Origin of the sequence: Spongiivirga sp. MCCC 1A20706, assembly GCF_046524175.1 — a bacterium.
In the GTDB taxonomy this organism is placed as follows: domain Bacteria; phylum Bacteroidota; class Bacteroidia; order Flavobacteriales; family Flavobacteriaceae; genus Spongiivirga.
In genome coordinates this window covers 353,545-371,679 of record NZ_JBEFZF010000002.1, presented here as the reverse complement: position 1 = coordinate 371,679, position 18,135 = coordinate 353,545, and the positions used below count along the sequence as shown (strand labels likewise).

Genomic DNA, 18,135 nt, shown 5'->3' with positions numbered 1-18,135 from the left:
GCTTTTTAAGGGCTATCCGTTTAATAAGTCAAACTAACTCAGTAATTAAAACTCTACTTCTATTTTAATATCCTCGACTAAAAAGAATATCCAATAGTAAACAATACTCTTTTTGGGTTTTGGAATACCGCTGATGATATTCTTCCAGCACTAGTAGGATTAGCTTGTAATTCTCTTAAACTAGCGTCAGTAGCTTGCCCACCTACGACCAATTGTCTCGCATTATCTCCGTCAAATAAATTCTTGATTCGCATACTAATTCTCAGTTCATTATCATCTAATGGGAATGAGTAATATGCCCCTAAATTGTATTCAGACAAGGTTGGAAGCTCTATCAGGTTTAAGATATCTGCAAAAGCACCTGAATATGTAATACCACCAAAATCAGCACCCCATCTATCTGCGTTATACCCAATATTAATATTGTAAATAGTATTAGGCCTGTTTGGTGCTTCTAAACCTTTTAAATCGAATGCTTGTGCCCCTGTATCATCAGTGACCACAGTTCTACCAAACACGTTATTAGGATCAGTTGCGGAGTTAAGAGGTTCTAAAAAAGTATCGAACTCTGATTTCGAAAGTGTTAATGCACCTCTAACAATTAAACCTTGAATAGCACTTGGAGTATATATTGCCGAAATCTCACCCCCAGATACTTTGTTTGATCCTGCTGGTCTTTCAACAAACTCACCAAGGTTACTGTCAAAAATAACCGCCGTTCTATTATCTATTTTTGTATTAAAGAGTGTGAAATCAACTGTCAAATCACCAAGACCTGCTCTATACCCAACCTCAAGGTTGTTTACTACTTCATTATCATCTGGTAAGATAGTCGTTAGGTTAATTGAACCTGGCAATGAAAACGCTCTAACATAATTTGCGTAAACAGCAGATGATTCTCCTAATAAATAGTTTGCTCCGATTGAATAAGAAAAATCTTTAAATTGCAACTCATTCTCCTCAAAAGTTCCCGGATCAAAATCAATTCCTGTCGATCTTATTTCTTCAGGATCATTATTGAATCTTGATTTTAACCAATCGTAACGGAAGGCAACATTCACACTTAGTTTATCATTAAATGTCATTTCATCTCCAATAAACAAACCTGTACTTGTTTCTTGCCTATTCGATGATGTGTTAGAAATGTATGAAGTGGCCGGTAAATTTGGATTTGTAAATGACCCTCTTGTAAACCCATTGGCAGAAATGGTTGGATTTCTGAAAGCAACGCTTGAGCCATAAATAAAATTAATCCCTAAACGATCTCTTTTTGCATCAGAATAATAAAGACCTCCTGAAATGTTATGTTCGGCAGTTTCTCCCTTTATTTGCTTAGAAATTCTGTGTTCAGTAATTATCGCCCGATTCTGATTATCTGCCTGACCATTAAACCTACTCACAGTGGTATTCTCATCGTAAAAGGTGGAAAAGTTAAACTCATTGATATCTAAATATTTGAAATCATTATAACGAAAACGCTCATTTAAGAACCAACCGTTGCCTAAGTCTAGATTAAAGTCTATTCCTACTGATGTTCCACGAGTCTTTTCTCTGTTTCTTCCAGGGTTATCTCTAAGAGCAGCCCCTGTATTGGCATCTGTTGCTGGAGTAGGATTAAAGAAACCTTGTCTTACACCCACTTCGCCAAAAGCTGTAGTTAAATTTCCAGCGTCATTAAAGAAAGTATTGGCGGGATGCCATCCATCCAAAATTCTGTTATTCTCTAAATCCCATGGGCCATCGGTTACATTTTGAAACTGGTTGTTAAAGGTAGAACCATATACACGTATGGAAGAAGTTTCGGATATTAAGTAGTCAAAATTAGCCCTTACTTGAGCACCTCTATCTTTAGCAAATTGCTCTTTTACTCCAGAATCTTCTAACAAATAACCCCCAATGTTATATCGGATTTTGTCACTAATAGGACCATTAAAGTTAAAGTCTGTTCTAAAATCAACTTCATCTTCAAACTGATGCCCTTGTCTCGAGTTATTACTATATTTTGTTATTGAAAAACTACCATGATGCTCAGTACCTCCTGTCTTTGAGATAATATTAATGGCGCCTGCCGCTGCTGCTCTACCAAATAACGTAGCGGCTGCTCCTCTAACAACTTCTATGTTTTGAACATTTTGGTCTATTCCATAAAATTCCTGCGTGCCACCTGATAACGCTGCTATTCCAGAAACAGGTAATCCATCAATTAAAGTGGTCGTATAAATAGAACCTCCGGGAAAACCCCTAATGTTAAACCCCCCTTTTCTACCTTGTGTTTCATCAATAGTAACACCTGGCGTATTCTGGATCGCTTCGGTAAATGACTCCGCCTTTAAAGTTGCTAGTTCTTCAGAGCCAATACTATTAATTGCAGTAGTTGCTTGCAGTTTACGCACTGGTTTTCTGGTTGAAGAAACAACAACCTCATTCAATCTGCTTACATCCGGTTTCATTTGTACATCGATGGTACTTTGGTTTCCAACCGTAATCGATTGTCTTGCAAATCCAATGTAAGAAAATACTAGGACGTCCCCCTCGCTAGCACTAATACTATAAGTACCATCTTGTCCGGTAACTGTACCCGTACTTGTGCCTTTAACTTGAACGGCAACCCCCTCAATAGGAACGCCGGTTTCGTCTGTAACAGTACCCGAAATTTGGGCAAGAACTCCCGCCGAGCAAAACAAAAAGCTTAGCATACAGACTAATTTCATAACTTTTCTTGTCTTCATAAAGTTAAAATTATTGGTTTTGAATAGTTGCAAATAGTATTGATTTTACTGCCTTGCAATGTGATTAATAGTTGCTGTTTAGGGATAATTTATGCTTAAACAGTTCACCAATATAATAATTAATTATATTAATAGTTAATTTTATTAACTATTTTTTTATAAATATCTTAATCATTCTATTCACAATGGGCCTATTTAATGACCAATTGTTCTTGTATTCTGGTGATGCCCTAATAACACTGAAAATAATTTGATTAATAAAATTAATCGTTAATAATGTTAATTATTTATAACTTTACTCATGACATGAAAGATTTTCATGTTTATTTTTATTAGACATTTGAATCTATGAGCGCTATAAAACACAACCTTCACTTTACAAAATCAGATAAGGACCTTAAAGGGTTTCAAGAAGTTATTTTTAGTGTTTCTAATATAGAACGATGGGTTGACTTTTTCGAAACGGTGTGTGGTTGGATTGTAATAAGTGAAAATGAAGGCGGCAATGACCTTAAAAAACTATGGCATTTAAATGAGGACGTAATCATATCAGAGACGGTTATGCAAAATGAAGGAGATCATGAAGGTTTTTTGCGTATTGTTCAATTTAAAAATACTGATCAAATACAAATACGATCTGGCGCTCATGTCTGGGATACTGGGGGCATCTTTGATATTAATCTTCGTACTCATCATATGGACGTTACGTATAAAGAGCTTCAGGATAACGGATGGAACGGTATTAGTGATCCACTTAGATACACCTTTAATATATATGACGTATCTGAGGTTTTAATGAAAGGACCCGATGGTATTGTTATCGCATTTATGCAACGCTTTGCTCCTCCACTTGTTGGTTTTGATCACATGAAAAAGACGAGCAGAATATTCAATTCATCAGTTATTGTGCGGAACATGGAAGCTTCCTATGATTTCTTTATCAATAAGCTAGGCTTTAACATGTTTTTTCAGACCCCGGGTCTTGATCGTAAAGCTGGTCATAATGTGATAGGCATTCCTCCTAATATTAACAAAGACGTTACAGTTCCCATCGATATCGTACGACCGGACCCTGACCACTTTGGTTCTATCGAATACCTCCATACGAATGAGCTAGTAGGAAAGGATTGCTCACCTATGGCGAAACCGCCAAACTTGGGAATATTGATGTATCGTTTTCCTGTTAGAGATGCCAATACCTATGCCGAAACTTTAAAAAAACGGGGACTTACTTTAAACTCTGAAGTACAAAAATTAAGAATCGAGCCCTACGGAAATATGAAAGTCTTTTCAGTTTTATCACCTGATGGGGTCTGGATTGAATTTATTGAGTTAGTTGACTAATATCACATATGAAAAAACTGAGTGCCATGTTAACAGCATGACAAATAAATCATAATAAACACCGATATTAAAATGAAAAAAATCAACGTTATTCTTATGCTACTACCCTTAGTAGCTTTAATAGGTTGTAAAAATGTAGAAAAAAAACAACCTCAAGCTGAGACAACCTTGGTTGAACAAGCTCCTATTGAAAAACTACTTACCATGTTTTCAGGCGAATTTGATAGTATTGACCAAATGCGAGCTGATCAAAAAGAGGACAGTATCCCTGAAGATGATAAACATGGTCGTGTAAACCGGATTTTCGTACGAGTAAATGCCCCAAAAGTGGGCAAGTATATACTAGTGGGTTCAACGCGATATAATGGTCATGATGACAAACCCTGGTACTTTGACAAAACGGAATTTTTAGTTTGGATTTTTGAGGAGGACACCAATGGAAAAACTATTACTATGCGACCTAAGAAGTTTAAAGATATAGAATCGAAGATACCGCATGTAAGAGATTCTGTAAAACTATCGGGTTTTGGACCTGAAGACTTAGAAGATGGAAAAAGTGGCGCCATATGTCACATTGTATGGACACCTACAGAAACAGGATTTTCAGGAAGAAATAAACCTTGTAAGGTGTTTTCTACCACCACACAACAATTACTCAATTTTAAATGGGAATATGAACTAGATGAAGGCGGCATGTTCGCAGAGGTAAATGGATTGGATGATGACGGTAAAATTATCTACAGTACCCCTGGGATAGCTCCTTACCGATTAAAACGGGTCAACTAGTTTTTTTGAACCGGTCAACACCGCACTAAACAAAAAAATAGGCGGGTCATATGACCCGCCTAAATACTATATATATTGTTTACAACCACGAACTGTTAATTCAATCTCTTAAGATTGTATACCATACCAAAGGGTGGTTTGTCAAATACCTCACCATCATCAGCAACTCCTTTAGTCTCCATAAGTAAGTAATCTTGGTTAAGCTGCATTTTCCAGGTCCAGCTTACCATTTTATTCGACTTTTTATTTAACATTCGAAAAGGCTTACTGATAGCGGTATATCCATTTCCTGTGTCGTCTTTATGCCAAATAAACTGAAATTGTTTTTCTGTTGCTTCTTCAAATAGACTTTCTTTTGAGATTTCTTTCAATTTATCGGCTTCTTTTGAATAGGCCATGAAATCTTCAGGCTTTTTAAAATTAAGCGGAATCATCTTTATAGTACCTTTTTCTTCTCCGTCTCTAAGTACCCAAACCAAAAATTCTTTGGTGTCAAATTTCCATATTTCCTCTTTGTAGTTTGTAGCTGATACAATCGCATAATCTGCTATATGAGGTGCGTCAATTTTTATAAAAGAGCGATTAATACGCATGTGGGTTTTCTCTTTTGGTGCATTCGTGCGTAAGTCTTCTAAAACCTCATCTTCATTGTCAAAATCACCGTTAAGAAGCATGGCTACCTCTTTTTTCATGGTCTCTAGGTCATTCGTATTTGACTGGCATTGCACATTGCTTACTAAACCAATGGTCAGTAATAAAAATATATAAACATTTTTCATATTGAATAATCTTTAAAAAATAAACTTATAGTCCTTCGTCAATTGATGGCTTTCCAGGTCCATTCAACAATAAAAAAATACCCATGACCAACAAAACCGTAGCTGACATAGATTCACTAATACCATGTCCTTTAGCAGCATGAAACCCCAAAACCGCCACCAAAAAATAAATTACGATAGGAATACTGGCTAATCTTGTTTTCCAACCGATAATTACAAAGACATATGCAATAATGCCACTCCAACTTGCTAGGTAGGCCAGAAAAGTTGACATTGGCCAATTCATTTCCGCTAGATTGCCGGCAAATTTCTCAACATTACTAGGCATGAACGATTGGTGATCAACAGCCAAAATAAAATATAACAGAAATATGAATCGAATTCCTACCGGGGCATAGTCTTTGAACTTTTCTAATTTGTTTAATGTTTTAAAAATCATCTGTATAAAGTGTTAGTGCTGATAGTGATTTATGCAATCCTATTATGGTTATCTTACTTTTGAAATTTTAGCTTTTTCCACATCAATGATACGAATGTAATAATTAATTATGTTAATAATTAATTAAATTAACTAATTTTGATTAATTTTATTACCGAATCTTATTCGCATTCCTTGCTAAACTCGATTCTTACTCTAGAAAAACATTTAAAATCATCATATGAAATTTAGAATCCTCATCCTTTTGTTTGTTACCCTCTTTGCCTGTAAAACAGAAACAAAAACAGCCGAAGAAGAAACCACTGTTGAAGCCGTTCATCCTTGGGCGGACAAGGCGTCTTATCAAAATGCTGCCGAACCACTTAAAACTTGGATAGATTCCCGGGCAGGTACCGGTAAACCTGTACATTGGATATCTGATGGTGCCGTATATGAATATCCTTCAGGCAAAAAACTATTCGGTCTTATCGGTTTTGATAGTTCTACCATCATATGGCCTGACGAAGCTGATGGTAAGGTAACTCATTTGACCAGAAAAACGTTTGCCTATACCGATGCAGAAACTGGTGAAGTACTGAAAGAATATAATGGTCAAGAAGTAAAGCCTATAGCCTATCCCTATCAAATGATTACCTACAGATTTGAGAATGATAGAATTTATGGTGATGTCGAACAAGGCGTTGGTGACCGTGTGCAGTTCATAAAATCGGAAGACGGTATTCCTTATCGTAAAATGGGTGATGGATACATTTACAACGCCCAAGTATATCTAGACTTTCCTTTACCCTCAGGAAAGCAATACCAAGCTTGGGAAAACTATGATTTTTTCATCCAGCCGGAAGGTAGTGTCGAAGAACCTTACCAAATGGCATGGCAACGTTATGGCGCTTTACCTGCGTGGGCAGGTATGCCGGATACCAAAGCTATCATTCACTTGCACTCTTGGCGGGTTGAAAGCCATGATGAATTTCCGAAAGCGTTAATGGAATGGGCCAAGGCCGATAAGCCACAATGGCTAAATCCGCCAAAAGACGTAGCAGAAGTAAGGGCTTTACAAAAGGGTGAAGCTGGTGCGGGTTGGGGTCGATAGACAGTCTCAACAGGAAACAGTTTTTACCTAGTGACGTTTATTTCGGTTCGGTAAGATCACGCAGCAATAATCTTTTTAAGCTACCGGGATACTACGTACCAGAGGTATTTGGATCATATTAATCTGCCTACCTCCAAAATGGATGAAACGGCTCTAGCACCTTCCTATATATACCTTTAATATACATAACTGTGCGAAGTATTAATGAAAACGTATGCTGCTATGCTTATTAACTTTATTGAATTAATCGATTAATAAATTACTATGAAATTTAAAGCTCTTTTACTACCTATTGTGCTATTTATAGTTTTAATGGCCTGTAAAGAATCTAAAAAAAATGTAGCCTCTAAAGAGGACATGCACCCCTTAACTACAAAACTTGTAGCTGAAAATGGTACGTACCCTAAAATCCCGTTAGAAAAAGATTCAGTAGTTGTTAAGGTCATGCAAACCAGAGTAAAATCATTATCGAGTTTCCCATCGATTGATGAAGGACTTGAAGAGAACCTTCAATACATGGAAAAAATGGCTAAGCAAGCCATGACCGAAGGTGATAAACCCGATTTTATCTTATTCCATGAATTCCCACTAACAGGATATTCTTCAGGTACACGTCAAGAAAAACTTCCTTTCACTATTGAAGTTCCCGGTCCCGAAACAGCGCGTATCGGAAAAATTGCCCAAGATTGCGATTGCTATGTCATTTTTGGAAGTTATGTTCGTGATACCGCATGGCCGGACCATATTTTAAGCATTAATACCGTGATGGGAAGAGACGGTAAAATAGCCAAAACCTTTTGGAAATCTAGAAACATTAAACGCATCTATAAAGATAGAGAGATCACTACAACTACAGTAGAATCGGTACGTGACGCCTATCGCGAAAAATATGGTATTGAAGAAGAGTTTCCTGTACTACAGACTGAGTTCGGAAATATTGCAGTAAGCACTGTGCAATTTGATCCTTTTATTTATGCTGCTTTTGCCATGCGGGGCACCGAAATAATGCTACGGACTGCCACTATGTTTGCTGTAGAAGATGTGGTTTTTACTGCATGGAGTAATGACTTTTATTCGGCTATGGCTAATTTTACTTTACCCTTAAGTTCTGGTTATAAAGCCGGAGAATCGGTAATTGTTGGCCCGAATGGCGCTATTTTGGCTCAACACCCAAGCAATGAAGATGACGGAATTGTGGAAGCTAAAATTCCGATAGCTGCTTTTAGAAGGGGCAGAACTATCCCTAATTATGCATTAGAAATGACCAAACCAGTTTTTGAACAATATCAGCAGGAAATCCCAATTAATCATATGGATATGGCTCGAAAACAGCTACCGCAAACCGGACAGGAAATGAAAGCTCTACTCGATAGTATAAGTCGCTATAATCCTCCAAAAAAAGCCACCTGGTAAAACCATAAAATAAAAAGATATGTCATTATTATATAAAAGAATTACACTTTGCGTGGCCGATTTAGAACGTTCACTTACTATCTACAGAGATATCCTGGGATTTACCATAAATTACATTCAACCTTCTGAAAAAGATTCTTTTTCTTATCCTGTTTTTAACATCCCCAATGAGGCAGATATCAATTTCGCCACATTAGATAGCCCAACACAAGAACGTACTTTCGCACTTACTGAAATAAAAGGAGTGCCATTGCCTAAACAGGAAGGAATTCATATGTCTGCATCTGTCATTAAAGTGGATGACCTAAATGGTGTGATTTCAAAAATTGAAGCCCTTGGTCTAAAAACTACAGAAGTGAAGACTGATGAGAATGAATATGCAACTTTTATTGAACAAGCTTTTGTCGATTTTGACGGACATCTGATTGTACTATACCAATTAATGGAGAAAAGCTAAATACCTAATCACAAAGTTTGGCTAAATCAAATTCAAATTATGAAACCACTAATTAATGCAGACCAGCTTCAATCATTAACCAGTAATAAAGATCTTTTATTAGTAGATGCTAGAAGTGGAAAAGCTGGGAGAACGGCTTATCTCAAAAAACATTTAAAAGGAGCTGTTCATGTCGATCTAGACAATCAACTTTCTGATATTAAAGAAAACCCAGCCAATGGTGGGCGGCATCCTTTACCAACTGTTTCTCATTTTGTGGATACGCTTTCTAATTTGGGTATTTCTAATGATCATCATATAGTTGTTTATGACGATAAAAACGGTGCCAATGCTGCATCTCGATTTTGGTGGATGCTTCGTTCATTGGGTCATGAAAAAGTTCAGGTATTAAATGGCGGGCTTGCAGAAGCTGAGAAAGTAGATTTCCCGATGTCATCAGGCGAAGAAAAATTACCAAAAACAACCCCTTTTCCATCCAAAAAATGGGAACTACCTCAAGCTTCCATGAGTGATGTAACACAAGTTGCTGATAAAGAAAATTACTTGGTTATCGACGCAAGGGCCAAAGACAGACACGACGGTAAAGTCGAACCGATTGATCTCATAGCAGGCCATATTCCCGGCTCGATTAACGTTCCTTTTGCGACCAACCTAGATGAGAATGGACTCTTTTTATCTTCATCGAAATTAGAAGAAAAATATAAGACTTTAGTTGGTAATCGCCCGATGGATAATGTGATCGTGCATTGCGGTTCTGGGGTGACTGCGTGCCATACCATTCTGGCGATGGCTCATGCTAAAATGCCATTGCCCAAATTATATGTGGGGTCATGGAGTGAGTGGTCACGAAATAATAAACCAATTGGGACTAATCTTTCTTAAACCTCTATTTATGAAAAGTATTCTTGTTATAACATTCATCTTGGTCTCATTAGTTGCTCGAGGACAATCTGATGAAAAGGGCGTGGAAAGGGCGAGTTCCAAAACTCCAATTATTGAAAAAAACAGCACGCAACCCTCAAAAATGCCTCTGGCATTTAGACGAACCACCCTAATTGTGAGAGATATTGAAAAATCACTAGCGCTTTATCGAGACATTATGGGCATGGAAGTTATTTATGACACTAATTTAACGAGACCTCACCCTAAAGAAGATCGCGATCAAATAGTACGTTTAGTTTTCCTGAAAGCCATTCATAATTTTTATGGTGTATTAGGTTTAATGGAATATGACTATGGGAATTCAAATAAAACCACTAAACCTATCAGAAAAGAGGGATTTACTGAGCAAAATGTGGTGCTCCTTTTTAATTCTAATAACCAAAAAGCGCAATTCGAAAAAATTAAAAACCTAAAGGGTATTGATGTCATTAAAGAACCAACATTAACCGAATATCCATCCTATGACGGCAAATCTAAGACACGGGTAATGGTTGCTATTTTTTATGATCCGGACGGATTTCTTGTGGAGTTTAACCAATTACTAGATGACCTATAAGCCTGATGGAAACCCCAATTAAAATGAAACAGTGGGTTATGGCAAAGAGGCCTATTGGATTGGTCAAACCAACTGATTTTAGACTTGAAGAAACCTCCATTCCTGAAATAGAAGAAGGACAAGTCTTGGTTAAAACCCTGTATCTTGGTGTTGCACCGGTAATGCTTCGTTATATGACCAACGAAACAGAATTTGAAAGACCTATGAACAATGGTGATGTTATGCATGGCCGTGGTGTAGCCCGGGTTGTTAAAAGTAAGTGTGGAAAATTCAAGGAAGGTGATATCATTCAAACTAAATTGCGTTGGCGAGAATATGCGGTAATAGAAGATGACCCCTATTATATGACTTATAAAATGAATAATACCGATTTAAGTCTATCATATGGTTGCGGAGCCTTAAGTATGAACGGATTTACATCGTTATTGGGAATGCGAGACATTTGTCATGTTAAAAAAGGGGATCAGGTATTGGTTTCAGGTGCCGCCGGAAGTGTTGGTAGTATGGCTGGATTTGTGGCGAAAGCACTCGGCTGTAAAAAGGTCATTGGCATTGCAGGTGGTAAACAAAAATGCCATTTATTGAAAGAACGGCTCGGTTATGATGGTGCCATTGATTATAAAGAAGAAGGACTTTACGAAAAACTCGATCAATATTTCCCAGATGGGATTGATGTATTTTTCGACAATGTCGGTGGCGAATTATTAGATGAGGTATTAGCTAGAATTAACCGAAGGGCACGGATCGCCATTTGCGGAAGGATATCCGAATATCTAATTCCACCTGAACAATATCACAGGCCTCGAAATTTGTATCGAATAGGATTAAAAGATGCCAAAATGGAAGGGTTTTTTATCTATGATTATCAAGGGAGGCATTCCGAATATGAGAATCAACTAGCACAATGGATCAGGGAAGGTAAGATCAATCCGCTGGAAGATATAGCCGTAGGGATAGAAGAAATGCCAAATGCACTAATTAGTTTATATAAAGGCACCAACGGCGGCACTCGAATGGTAAAACTTGATTCTTAGTTGGGCGACTAATTATCCCAGAATTTTCAATCGATTTTACTACTTTCCTTTTCAAAAACATACCAGCTTTTAGAAATTTCATAATACACACTTCCGTCGGTATTAAACCATCCATCAAGGTACGCAAATGAGGTATCATTAAATTTCATTTGTGACCATGAATAAATTGGTATGCCACTATCAGGTGCATTAAAGGAACATGCCTCCTTTTTCATAGCACCTGTATATTCATTTTTATCCCATTTGAAGTAAACGTCACAACCAGGAAGCGGAACAACATCTTTAGGAGTAACTCCATCCAATTTTGAAGGAGTTTCATAGGCCCCCTGCGTTCTTCTGACAAAAGCAGAATCTCTTGGGAATGCAAACAATTTCAAAACAAAAGTGGTGTCTCGGTTTTCGAAAGCATAAATTCGTTGTCGCGTTACCTGCTCAGGATTTTCATGCTCAAACCACTCAGCATAAAAAACGTTATTGCCGAAAGAAGGAAGTGCTAAGCTCTTAATACGAAGTGACAAATGTTTGTTTATATCAGTTGAGTCAACTTTCGCATTAAGTTGCTCTTCTATTTGCGAACTATTGTCATATGTTCCCTCCCACGATTCCAGAAAAGATTCCCAAGAAAGCTTTTGACGCTTTTTTCTGTTGTCAGATGAACATTGAATTAGAAAAAGACACAACAGCAGTTTTATAAAAGTAGCATACTTCATTATTTATCTGTTTAGCTATTAGCCACTTCCACCTTTTCGCTTACAATGGGTTTAATGAAAAAAGAAATGATTAATGCAATACACAGCAGTACCACTACCAACCAAAAACTAGCACTATACGAGCCTGTTTTATCCGAAATTACACCTGTTAACCAAGCACCTACACCTGACCCTATTCCCTCAAAAACAGAAATGATCCCTCCAATCTTTCCTGCTGATTTTACCCCAAAAGTGGTTATAATAATATAGTTAAGTAGGGTATACAATCCTCCCCATCCAATACCCACGGCAATTAACGAGGGCCAAACCAAATTTTCGGTATTCATTGCAATACCTACAGTGCCTAATGCCATTAGGGCCACTTGAATTTTAAATAGTTTATGCTCATTAATAAAGTCGGTCACTACGCCTGAAGTAAGTTTAGCAGCAAGAATAATGGCAAAGAAAATGCTAAATGCATTTGCGGCACCTCCAACAGAAAAGTTAAGCTCACGCAGGTAAAGAAAGAGGTTACTAATGATCCCCATGATACTATAGAAACAGAAAATACCAGCAAAACAAATAGCCCAAAAAACCGGAGTTTTAATGGCCTCTTTAAACTTTAGTTCAACCAAGCCTGTTTCATCATCGGTTTTGGCATCCTTAGTAGAATCAGCAGCAGCCTTTTTATATTTAATTGGTCTAATAAAAGCCACTATAAGCACCAAAACAAATACAGGTATAATAGCTTCCCATTGAAATGCGGCACGCCAACCAAGAGATTCTAGTAAAGGCTTACCAATTTGAGGTATTACAATTCCACCCGCAGAAGTACCTGCCAACGCAATACCAATTGCCGTGCCTCGGTTCTTAGTTACCCGCTGCGATACCATGATAATGGTTGCTAAGGTACCTGCTCCTGAGACAGCAAAGGCAAAAGCAAAATGAATGGCATACATGTGAAATGTTGTCTGTATTAATGAGTAGAGATAATACAGTCCCGCAATTAATACCAATCCCGTAACCATCATCTTTTTGACACCATATCGGTCAATTATGGCACCCACAAATGGCATAATAAATGAAGCCGCAACCAAATTGACCAAGTCTCTAAATTTTAACTCAGACTTCGTCCAACCAAACTCTTTAATTAAGGCTTCATCAAAAATGGTTATTCCTGAAAAGGTCATTCCGTTTGTAACCATTAGAAGAAAAAATCCTAAGATGGCAATTCCGAAAAGCTTAATAAATGAGCTGCTGTTATTCTGGTCTGTTATCAAAATTCTTTGATTTATGTGATTAGTTTACACTTTAATATAGTCGATAGGCGTATCATAGGGCGTTAAGTTCACCCCGTCTTTTCGTACAATCTCCATAACCGACAAATGTCCATCGGACAAGGTTTCTGTTAATTGAAATGTCATTCCGGGACCAACAATTCCGATATGATTGGTTGTAAATTGATCTGTTTCCATCAACGTATACTCTGCTATACCAAATGGCCTAATTGACAACTCACTATAGTCAAGAATAAAGTCTTCATTAGCGTTCGTTGCATCAGCCGGATTCCATTTTTCAGGGATTTGAACAGACTGTAAAAAAACCTTGCTTTTTCCGTCTGATCGCAAATAGAAAAGAAGCGGTTTTATATCCATTTCCTTACCTGGATAGGTATAGTAACTCTCTTCTAATACATAAATTCCTTCATGATCCTCAGGCCTATTCAGCACACGATGGCTAAAAATAGCTGTTACATGCTTCGCATATGGGTGCACTTGTTTTCCTGCCTTTTTTTCCGCTTCAACTTGTGCAATATTATCTAGTGTGCCACAAAGTATTTCGCAAAATCGTTCTAGTACTTTATCCATTAGTTTGCTTGAAAAATTTCAACATAAAATCCATTAGGGGTTTCTAATAAACAGGCTCTACCATCACCTAAAATATAGTCTGTCACCTCTTGAATTTCAGACAAGACTTTAATTCCATTGTCCTTTGCGTTGCTCATTACCTTTTCGATATTGCTAGAATGGAAACTGTACATTCCCAAGCCTTGATTTGGAATACAACTCTGTACTCCGGTATCGACCATATTACCGTCTTTAAAGTCGAGCAATAAATAATGGTTTTGCTGTGCTTCGGGCGCATAAATGCCACAAAAACGAAATGGCGTACCGGTGTTAACACCCAATGCGCCGTCTTCTGCAGCCTCCCAAACGGAATCAAACAAAATATAATGTTCTAATACATTTGTGTAAAAGGCAACCTCAGCATCAGAATCTTTAGCTACAAAAGCGGAATAACCCGGGCCTCCAAAACCATCGGCAGGGTCGCAAGGTGCTAATTGCGGGTAGTTTACACGTTCAATCCCCACACAATGTAAATAATCAGGCCCTTGGTAAATAGTTTCTAAATATTGACCAGTATCACCGTTAGCTCGAACGATATCACCTAATTGCATAGGCGCCATGGCCTTCACATCATATTCTTGCATTCGCTTATCCATACCTTTCGCATCTGAAGTTGGGAACCCAAGAGAAAATGAGCCCAACTCGTATGAGCTATAGCTCTTGTGAATATGTGGCGTTGGTGTTTTTAGATGGAGTATTCTAAGCTGAATTAAGCTTGGAACGGTTGGTCGGTAACAATGATACATATCATAATCAATATCATTAGGAATGTTCCAAAAATCTTTTTGCTTATTTTTTTCTTCTGATGAGAGCTCGACTTTGTCAAAACTCATTTTCATTACTTCACCATAAAAGTGCTTATACCCTTCAAGATCAACCGTACACAAAGTTGCTGTATGAATATAACTTGTTAAAGCTTCTTTGCCAATACCAGTGGGAATGTTTAATGTTGTTTTTTGCATTATTTGCTTAGTTAGCTGTTGCTTTACTTACTGGTTTGTTCTTTAATATAGGCGATAAGAATATCTTGTCGCTTTTTATTTTTTAGCCCGATGAACGCCATTGTGGTTCCAGGAATATAATCTGTTGGTTTTTCTAACCAATTACGAATGGTTTCTTCGCTCCAAACAATTCCGGAATTTTTAACGGCCTGAGAATATGAAAATCCTTCTGCAGTTCCAGCTTTTCTTCCGAAGACACCATGTAAGTTAGGCCCGGTTTTATGCCCACTTCCCTTATCTAAATTATGGCATGCGGCACATAATAAAAAGGCTTTCTCACCTTCGGTCATTTTTTTACGAGTTGTATTTTCTTGCACAACCTCTTTTTTAGGCTGTAAGCTTATTTGCTCTTTCTTTTCTTCTTTTTTAGCACAAGAAAATGTAATTATCGATATAGTCCCAAAGGCTATTAATGCTTTATTAAGATTCTTATTTTTCATTGTTTTTCAATCTTTTGACAGAAGCACGAAGCCCAACCATTATTAAATGATAGTTTCGAGGTTCCTGGCTCTGCCGTTACCAGTATATTAGATCTTTTTTTACCTTCTTCTATAAAACGCATCATAAAAAAATCTGACCCACTGCCATAAAATGGATACTCTTTTTCACGCAGTTGAAAACCGTATTTCTTATTGTTCTTTGGATAAACAACCCAAGCCATTCCACCTTGATTGTGAATTTTTAAGCCTTTATACTTCACATCGTCTGGATGAGGCTCGACATAAGAATTAACATAAAAACTTACATCACAATTGTATGTTTCTGCCCGTCTCATTTTATGAGGTATTTCATTTGGGTGACCTTTATAAAAAGAGTCATCTTTAACTAAGAAAGAACGATCCACCCTCCAGTATTGATCTTTTGATATTACCATATCATGAACAGAATATCGTTTTAACTTTCCTTCTCCAAATTGACATGCTTTTTCTTTCATACTCCCCTTATATTGCTCTCCATCCCGCTGAAAAATTACGTTGCAGCCATCAAGTCCAAACAGATCATCTTTTGTAAAATCTTTGAAAACACTGGTGTTTGTATAAGCACCAACATACTTCTTTGCATCTTTTAGAAAATATATGGCCATCTCAATGCCTTCGTCAGGTGCCAAACTTGTAAAAGAAACTATTCGTTGGCGCGAAATATTTTTGGGATCGTCGTCAATGTATTCCTCAACATAAAATACGTGATCTCCTATTGCTGAAGAGTCAATCTTTGCATGAATTGTGTGCATCCGATCATGTTTATCTTTAACACTTCGTCTACCTTCATACCAAAGTTGCGAATCATTATCAAATTCACCTTCAAACCATTTTGCCAAAATGAGTAAATCTCTAGTGTTAGGGTCGTTTTGTGCCTTAACATTCTGAATTCCTATCAATAAAAGGAAGCAAAATATTGTATAGACTATAGCACTTAGTTTTAATTTCATTTCTTTATTCAATTAATTTATGATTCTAAGATGATCTCTAATGCCGCGCGTTCGCCAGACTCAAATGCACCTTCCATACCACGCTCCATTATCGCTGTATGTTCTCCGCAGAAATGAATATTTCCATGACGGGGTCTCATATGATTGCCAAACTTAGTTACCTGTCCGGGCTGCCAGTATACCCAATCACCTGCTCCGTGAATATCACGCTCACAAGACTGAATTAAAAGTGGTTTTAAAAGCCCTTTGGTTGATGGTCGCAATTCCGCGAGCTTCATTTGGCAATAAGCAAATACCTGCTCATCTGTCATTAGTCTGAATTTAAGCGACTCCGGTCCATTTATAAATACCACTAGCGCTTCCGGCTGATCAAAAGATCTTTTTGTTCGCACCGCTACGCGTTCCAATTCACCATCTGACCACATGTTTGGTGCCAATCCATCCTTTTCCCAAAATGGTTCCATTACTTGAAAATGTGCTTGAATAGATAGTCCATAACCTATCTGTTCTATGGCCTCAGCAGCAACACCTTTAATTATAGGCTCAAAAACTACATCTTTCAAAACAGAAATAGGAATGCTACATATAACATGATCCGCATTATAAGCAGTCCCATCAGCACAGCTTATTTCTGTCACATTATTCTTTTCACGAAAAGCTACTACGGTTTTATTTAATAGGACTTCATTGCTTAAGCTCTCCGCCATTCTCGTTGGTAGTTGTGAATTACCTCCTTCAATCATTTTATAGCTTTTACCATCAGAAAATGACATTTTGCTATTAAATTCGTTCACATGATAGCGTCGTAATTCATTTAATGCTGAAGTTCGATGCATTCCACCGGAATGTATAGTCACATTCATTAGACGAATGGTTTCTTCATCCAATCCTTTTGATCTTAGATATTCGTCATGTGGGATATCATATTTTTGCAACTCAGGTCGAAGCCAAGCATCAAGAGGTTGGTCTTTTAGCGGATTTTCATGATTAGAAATTCGAGAAAGAAATTGACTTGGCAGCAAATGTCTAAATTCTCCCTTTTGAGGATTCATAGGATGTGATTCCCAATCTTCTCTATTGATGAATTCACCATTTATATGATACATCCATGGACGGTTTTCATTATTCTGCTCCGGCGAGAACAATTTTAATCCCATTTTATCCACCATGCTGATCATGCGTGCGTAATTAGCCCCTATCCATTCGCCCGCTGCTTCTGGCTTTCCGGGAATATTCTCCAAGGTATAAACTCGACCTCCAAGGCGTTTTCTACCTTCTAGAACTAGTACATCATAACCGGCTTCTTCTAACATGATCGCCGCTTGAAGCCCTGATAGACCAGCACCAACAACTACAACATCATACTTTTCTTTAGCAGGGCCCTTAGGTTGTACGGGCATGGTAGCTGCAACTTCATTCTCATTTTTTTCACCTTCATTGGCACAATTCACCAGGCCCAAAGCCCCAACAGCTGCGGCAGCACCAGCTACATTTTTTACGAATTTTCTTCTGGTCGTTTTCATGTTTTCTTCTTCTTTAT

At 37.6% G+C, this 18,135-nt stretch carries 18 protein-coding genes; 8 read left to right on the top strand and 10 right to left on the bottom strand.

The window, feature by feature from the left end; translation table 11 throughout:
• Window positions 1-77: 77 nt before the first annotated feature.
• Window positions 78-2,729 (bottom strand): TonB-dependent receptor, encoded by a 2,652-nt coding sequence (locus ABN763_RS05720; RefSeq protein WP_410484475.1) that lies wholly within the window; start codon window positions 2,727-2,729, stop codon window positions 78-80.
• A gap of 348 nt (window positions 2,730-3,077) precedes the next feature.
• Between ABN763_RS05720 and ABN763_RS05715 the strand changes: the two genes are divergently transcribed.
• Together ABN763_RS05715 and ABN763_RS05710 are read left to right on the top strand one after the other, a co-directional pair.
• Complete coding sequence (locus tag ABN763_RS05715) at window positions 3,078-4,073, top strand: VOC family protein (protein ID WP_410484474.1); 996 nt, start codon at window positions 3,078-3,080, stop codon at window positions 4,071-4,073.
• A 72-nt stretch (window positions 4,074-4,145) separates the two neighbouring features.
• Window positions 4,146-4,859 carry a hypothetical protein gene (locus ABN763_RS05710; protein WP_410484473.1) on the top strand — a complete coding sequence of 238 codons (714 nt, stop codon included), beginning with the start codon at window positions 4,146-4,148 and terminating at the stop codon, window positions 4,857-4,859.
• 95 nt (window positions 4,860-4,954) lie between these two features.
• On the opposite strand, the gene ABN763_RS05705 is transcribed toward ABN763_RS05710, so the two are convergent.
• Entirely contained in the window at window positions 4,955-5,638 is a 684-nt protein-coding gene (locus ABN763_RS05705) for a CpcT/CpeT family chromophore lyase (protein ID WP_410484472.1), read from the bottom strand.
• A gap of 25 nt (window positions 5,639-5,663) precedes the next feature.
• Entirely contained in the window at window positions 5,664-6,077 is a 414-nt protein-coding gene (locus tag ABN763_RS05700; protein WP_410484471.1) for a DoxX family protein, read from the bottom strand.
• Between the two features lie 220 nt (window positions 6,078-6,297).
• Between ABN763_RS05700 and ABN763_RS05695 the strand changes: the two genes are divergently transcribed.
• The 6 genes from ABN763_RS05695 (at window position 6,298) to ABN763_RS05670 (ending at window position 11,569) form a co-directional block, all read left to right on the top strand.
• Window positions 6,298-7,167, top strand: coding sequence for a DUF1838 family protein (locus ABN763_RS05695; protein WP_410484470.1), 870 nt, complete (start codon window positions 6,298-6,300; stop codon window positions 7,165-7,167).
• A gap of 264 nt (window positions 7,168-7,431) precedes the next feature.
• A complete protein-coding gene (locus tag ABN763_RS05690; RefSeq protein ID WP_410484469.1) occupies window positions 7,432-8,580 on the top strand; it encodes a carbon-nitrogen hydrolase family protein in 1,149 nt (382 codons plus the stop codon).
• Between the two features lie 19 nt (window positions 8,581-8,599).
• The gene (locus ABN763_RS05685) at window positions 8,600-9,037 is read left to right on the top strand and encodes a VOC family protein (protein WP_410484468.1); all 438 of its coding nucleotides are present in this window, start codon (window positions 8,600-8,602) and stop codon (window positions 9,035-9,037) included.
• A 39-nt stretch (window positions 9,038-9,076) separates the two neighbouring features.
• A complete protein-coding gene (locus ABN763_RS05680; protein ID WP_410484467.1) occupies window positions 9,077-9,919 on the top strand; it encodes a sulfurtransferase in 843 nt (280 codons plus the stop codon).
• A 10-nt stretch (window positions 9,920-9,929) separates the two neighbouring features.
• A complete protein-coding gene (locus ABN763_RS05675; protein WP_410484466.1) occupies window positions 9,930-10,535 on the top strand; it encodes a VOC family protein in 606 nt (201 codons plus the stop codon).
• 23 nt (window positions 10,536-10,558) lie between these two features.
• On the top strand, window positions 10,559-11,569 hold the full coding sequence (locus ABN763_RS05670) for an NADP-dependent oxidoreductase (protein ID WP_410484465.1): 1,011 nt from the start codon (window positions 10,559-10,561) through the stop codon (window positions 11,567-11,569).
• A 26-nt stretch (window positions 11,570-11,595) separates the two neighbouring features.
• On the opposite strand, the gene ABN763_RS05665 is transcribed toward ABN763_RS05670, so the two are convergent.
• Genes ABN763_RS05665 through ABN763_RS05635 form a run of 7 tightly spaced genes read right to left on the bottom strand, consistent with a single transcriptional unit; the run spans window position 11,596 to window position 18,118 of the window.
• Window positions 11,596-12,279 (bottom strand): CpcT/CpeT family chromophore lyase, encoded by a 684-nt coding sequence (locus ABN763_RS05665; protein WP_410484464.1) that lies wholly within the window; start codon window positions 12,277-12,279, stop codon window positions 11,596-11,598.
• Window positions 12,280-12,290: 11 nt separating this feature from the next.
• Window positions 12,291-13,538 (bottom strand): MFS transporter, encoded by a 1,248-nt coding sequence (locus tag ABN763_RS05660; protein ID WP_410484463.1) that lies wholly within the window; start codon window positions 13,536-13,538, stop codon window positions 12,291-12,293.
• Between the two features lie 24 nt (window positions 13,539-13,562).
• Entirely contained in the window at window positions 13,563-14,126 is a 564-nt protein-coding gene (locus ABN763_RS05655; RefSeq protein ID WP_410484462.1) for a hypothetical protein, read from the bottom strand.
• On the bottom strand, window positions 14,126-15,127 hold the full coding sequence (locus tag ABN763_RS05650) for a hypothetical protein (protein WP_410484461.1): 1,002 nt from the start codon (window positions 15,125-15,127) through the stop codon (window positions 14,126-14,128). Before ABN763_RS05650 ends, ABN763_RS05655 begins: the two co-directional genes overlap by 1 nt.
• A 23-nt stretch (window positions 15,128-15,150) precedes the next feature.
• Complete coding sequence (locus ABN763_RS05645; protein ID WP_410484460.1) at window positions 15,151-15,606, bottom strand: c-type cytochrome; 456 nt, start codon at window positions 15,604-15,606, stop codon at window positions 15,151-15,153.
• Entirely contained in the window at window positions 15,603-16,595 is a 993-nt protein-coding gene (locus ABN763_RS05640) for a chromophore lyase CpcT/CpeT (protein ID WP_410484459.1), read from the bottom strand. Before ABN763_RS05640 ends, ABN763_RS05645 begins: the two co-directional genes overlap by 4 nt.
• Before the next feature lie 17 nt (window positions 16,596-16,612).
• Window positions 16,613-18,118 carry a flavin monoamine oxidase family protein gene (locus ABN763_RS05635; RefSeq protein WP_410484458.1) on the bottom strand — a complete coding sequence of 502 codons (1,506 nt, stop codon included), beginning with the start codon at window positions 18,116-18,118 and terminating at the stop codon, window positions 16,613-16,615.
• Window positions 18,119-18,135: the final 17 nt, after the last annotated feature.

Coding starts and splice junctions, on each gene's coding strand:
- ABN763_RS05650 (WP_410484461.1), bottom strand. CDS start 15,127: ATGCAAAAAACAACATTAAACATTCCCACTGGTATTGGCAAAGAAGCT.
- ABN763_RS05655 (WP_410484462.1), bottom strand. CDS start 14,126: ATGGATAAAGTACTAGAACGATTTTGCGAAATACTTTGTGGCACACTA.
- ABN763_RS05720 (WP_410484475.1), bottom strand. CDS start 2,729: ATGAAGACAAGAAAAGTTATGAAATTAGTCTGTATGCTAAGCTTTTTG.
- ABN763_RS05690 (WP_410484469.1), top strand. CDS start 7,432: ATGAAATTTAAAGCTCTTTTACTACCTATTGTGCTATTTATAGTTTTA.
- ABN763_RS05635 (WP_410484458.1), bottom strand. CDS start 18,118: ATGAAAACGACCAGAAGAAAATTCGTAAAAAATGTAGCTGGTGCTGCC.
- ABN763_RS05695 (WP_410484470.1), top strand. CDS start 6,298: ATGAAATTTAGAATCCTCATCCTTTTGTTTGTTACCCTCTTTGCCTGT.
- ABN763_RS05685 (WP_410484468.1), top strand. CDS start 8,600: ATGTCATTATTATATAAAAGAATTACACTTTGCGTGGCCGATTTAGAA.
- ABN763_RS05680 (WP_410484467.1), top strand. CDS start 9,077: ATGAAACCACTAATTAATGCAGACCAGCTTCAATCATTAACCAGTAAT.
- ABN763_RS05645 (WP_410484460.1), bottom strand. CDS start 15,606: ATGAAAAATAAGAATCTTAATAAAGCATTAATAGCCTTTGGGACTATA.
- ABN763_RS05640 (WP_410484459.1), bottom strand. CDS start 16,595: ATGAAATTAAAACTAAGTGCTATAGTCTATACAATATTTTGCTTCCTT.
- ABN763_RS05715 (WP_410484474.1), top strand. CDS start 3,078: ATGAGCGCTATAAAACACAACCTTCACTTTACAAAATCAGATAAGGAC.
- ABN763_RS05700 (WP_410484471.1), bottom strand. CDS start 6,077: ATGATTTTTAAAACATTAAACAAATTAGAAAAGTTCAAAGACTATGCC.
- ABN763_RS05675 (WP_410484466.1), top strand. CDS start 9,930: ATGAAAAGTATTCTTGTTATAACATTCATCTTGGTCTCATTAGTTGCT.
- ABN763_RS05670 (WP_410484465.1), top strand. CDS start 10,559: ATGAAACAGTGGGTTATGGCAAAGAGGCCTATTGGATTGGTCAAACCA.
- ABN763_RS05705 (WP_410484472.1), bottom strand. CDS start 5,638: ATGAAAAATGTTTATATATTTTTATTACTGACCATTGGTTTAGTAAGC.
- ABN763_RS05665 (WP_410484464.1), bottom strand. CDS start 12,279: ATGAAGTATGCTACTTTTATAAAACTGCTGTTGTGTCTTTTTCTAATT.
- ABN763_RS05710 (WP_410484473.1), top strand. CDS start 4,146: ATGAAAAAAATCAACGTTATTCTTATGCTACTACCCTTAGTAGCTTTA.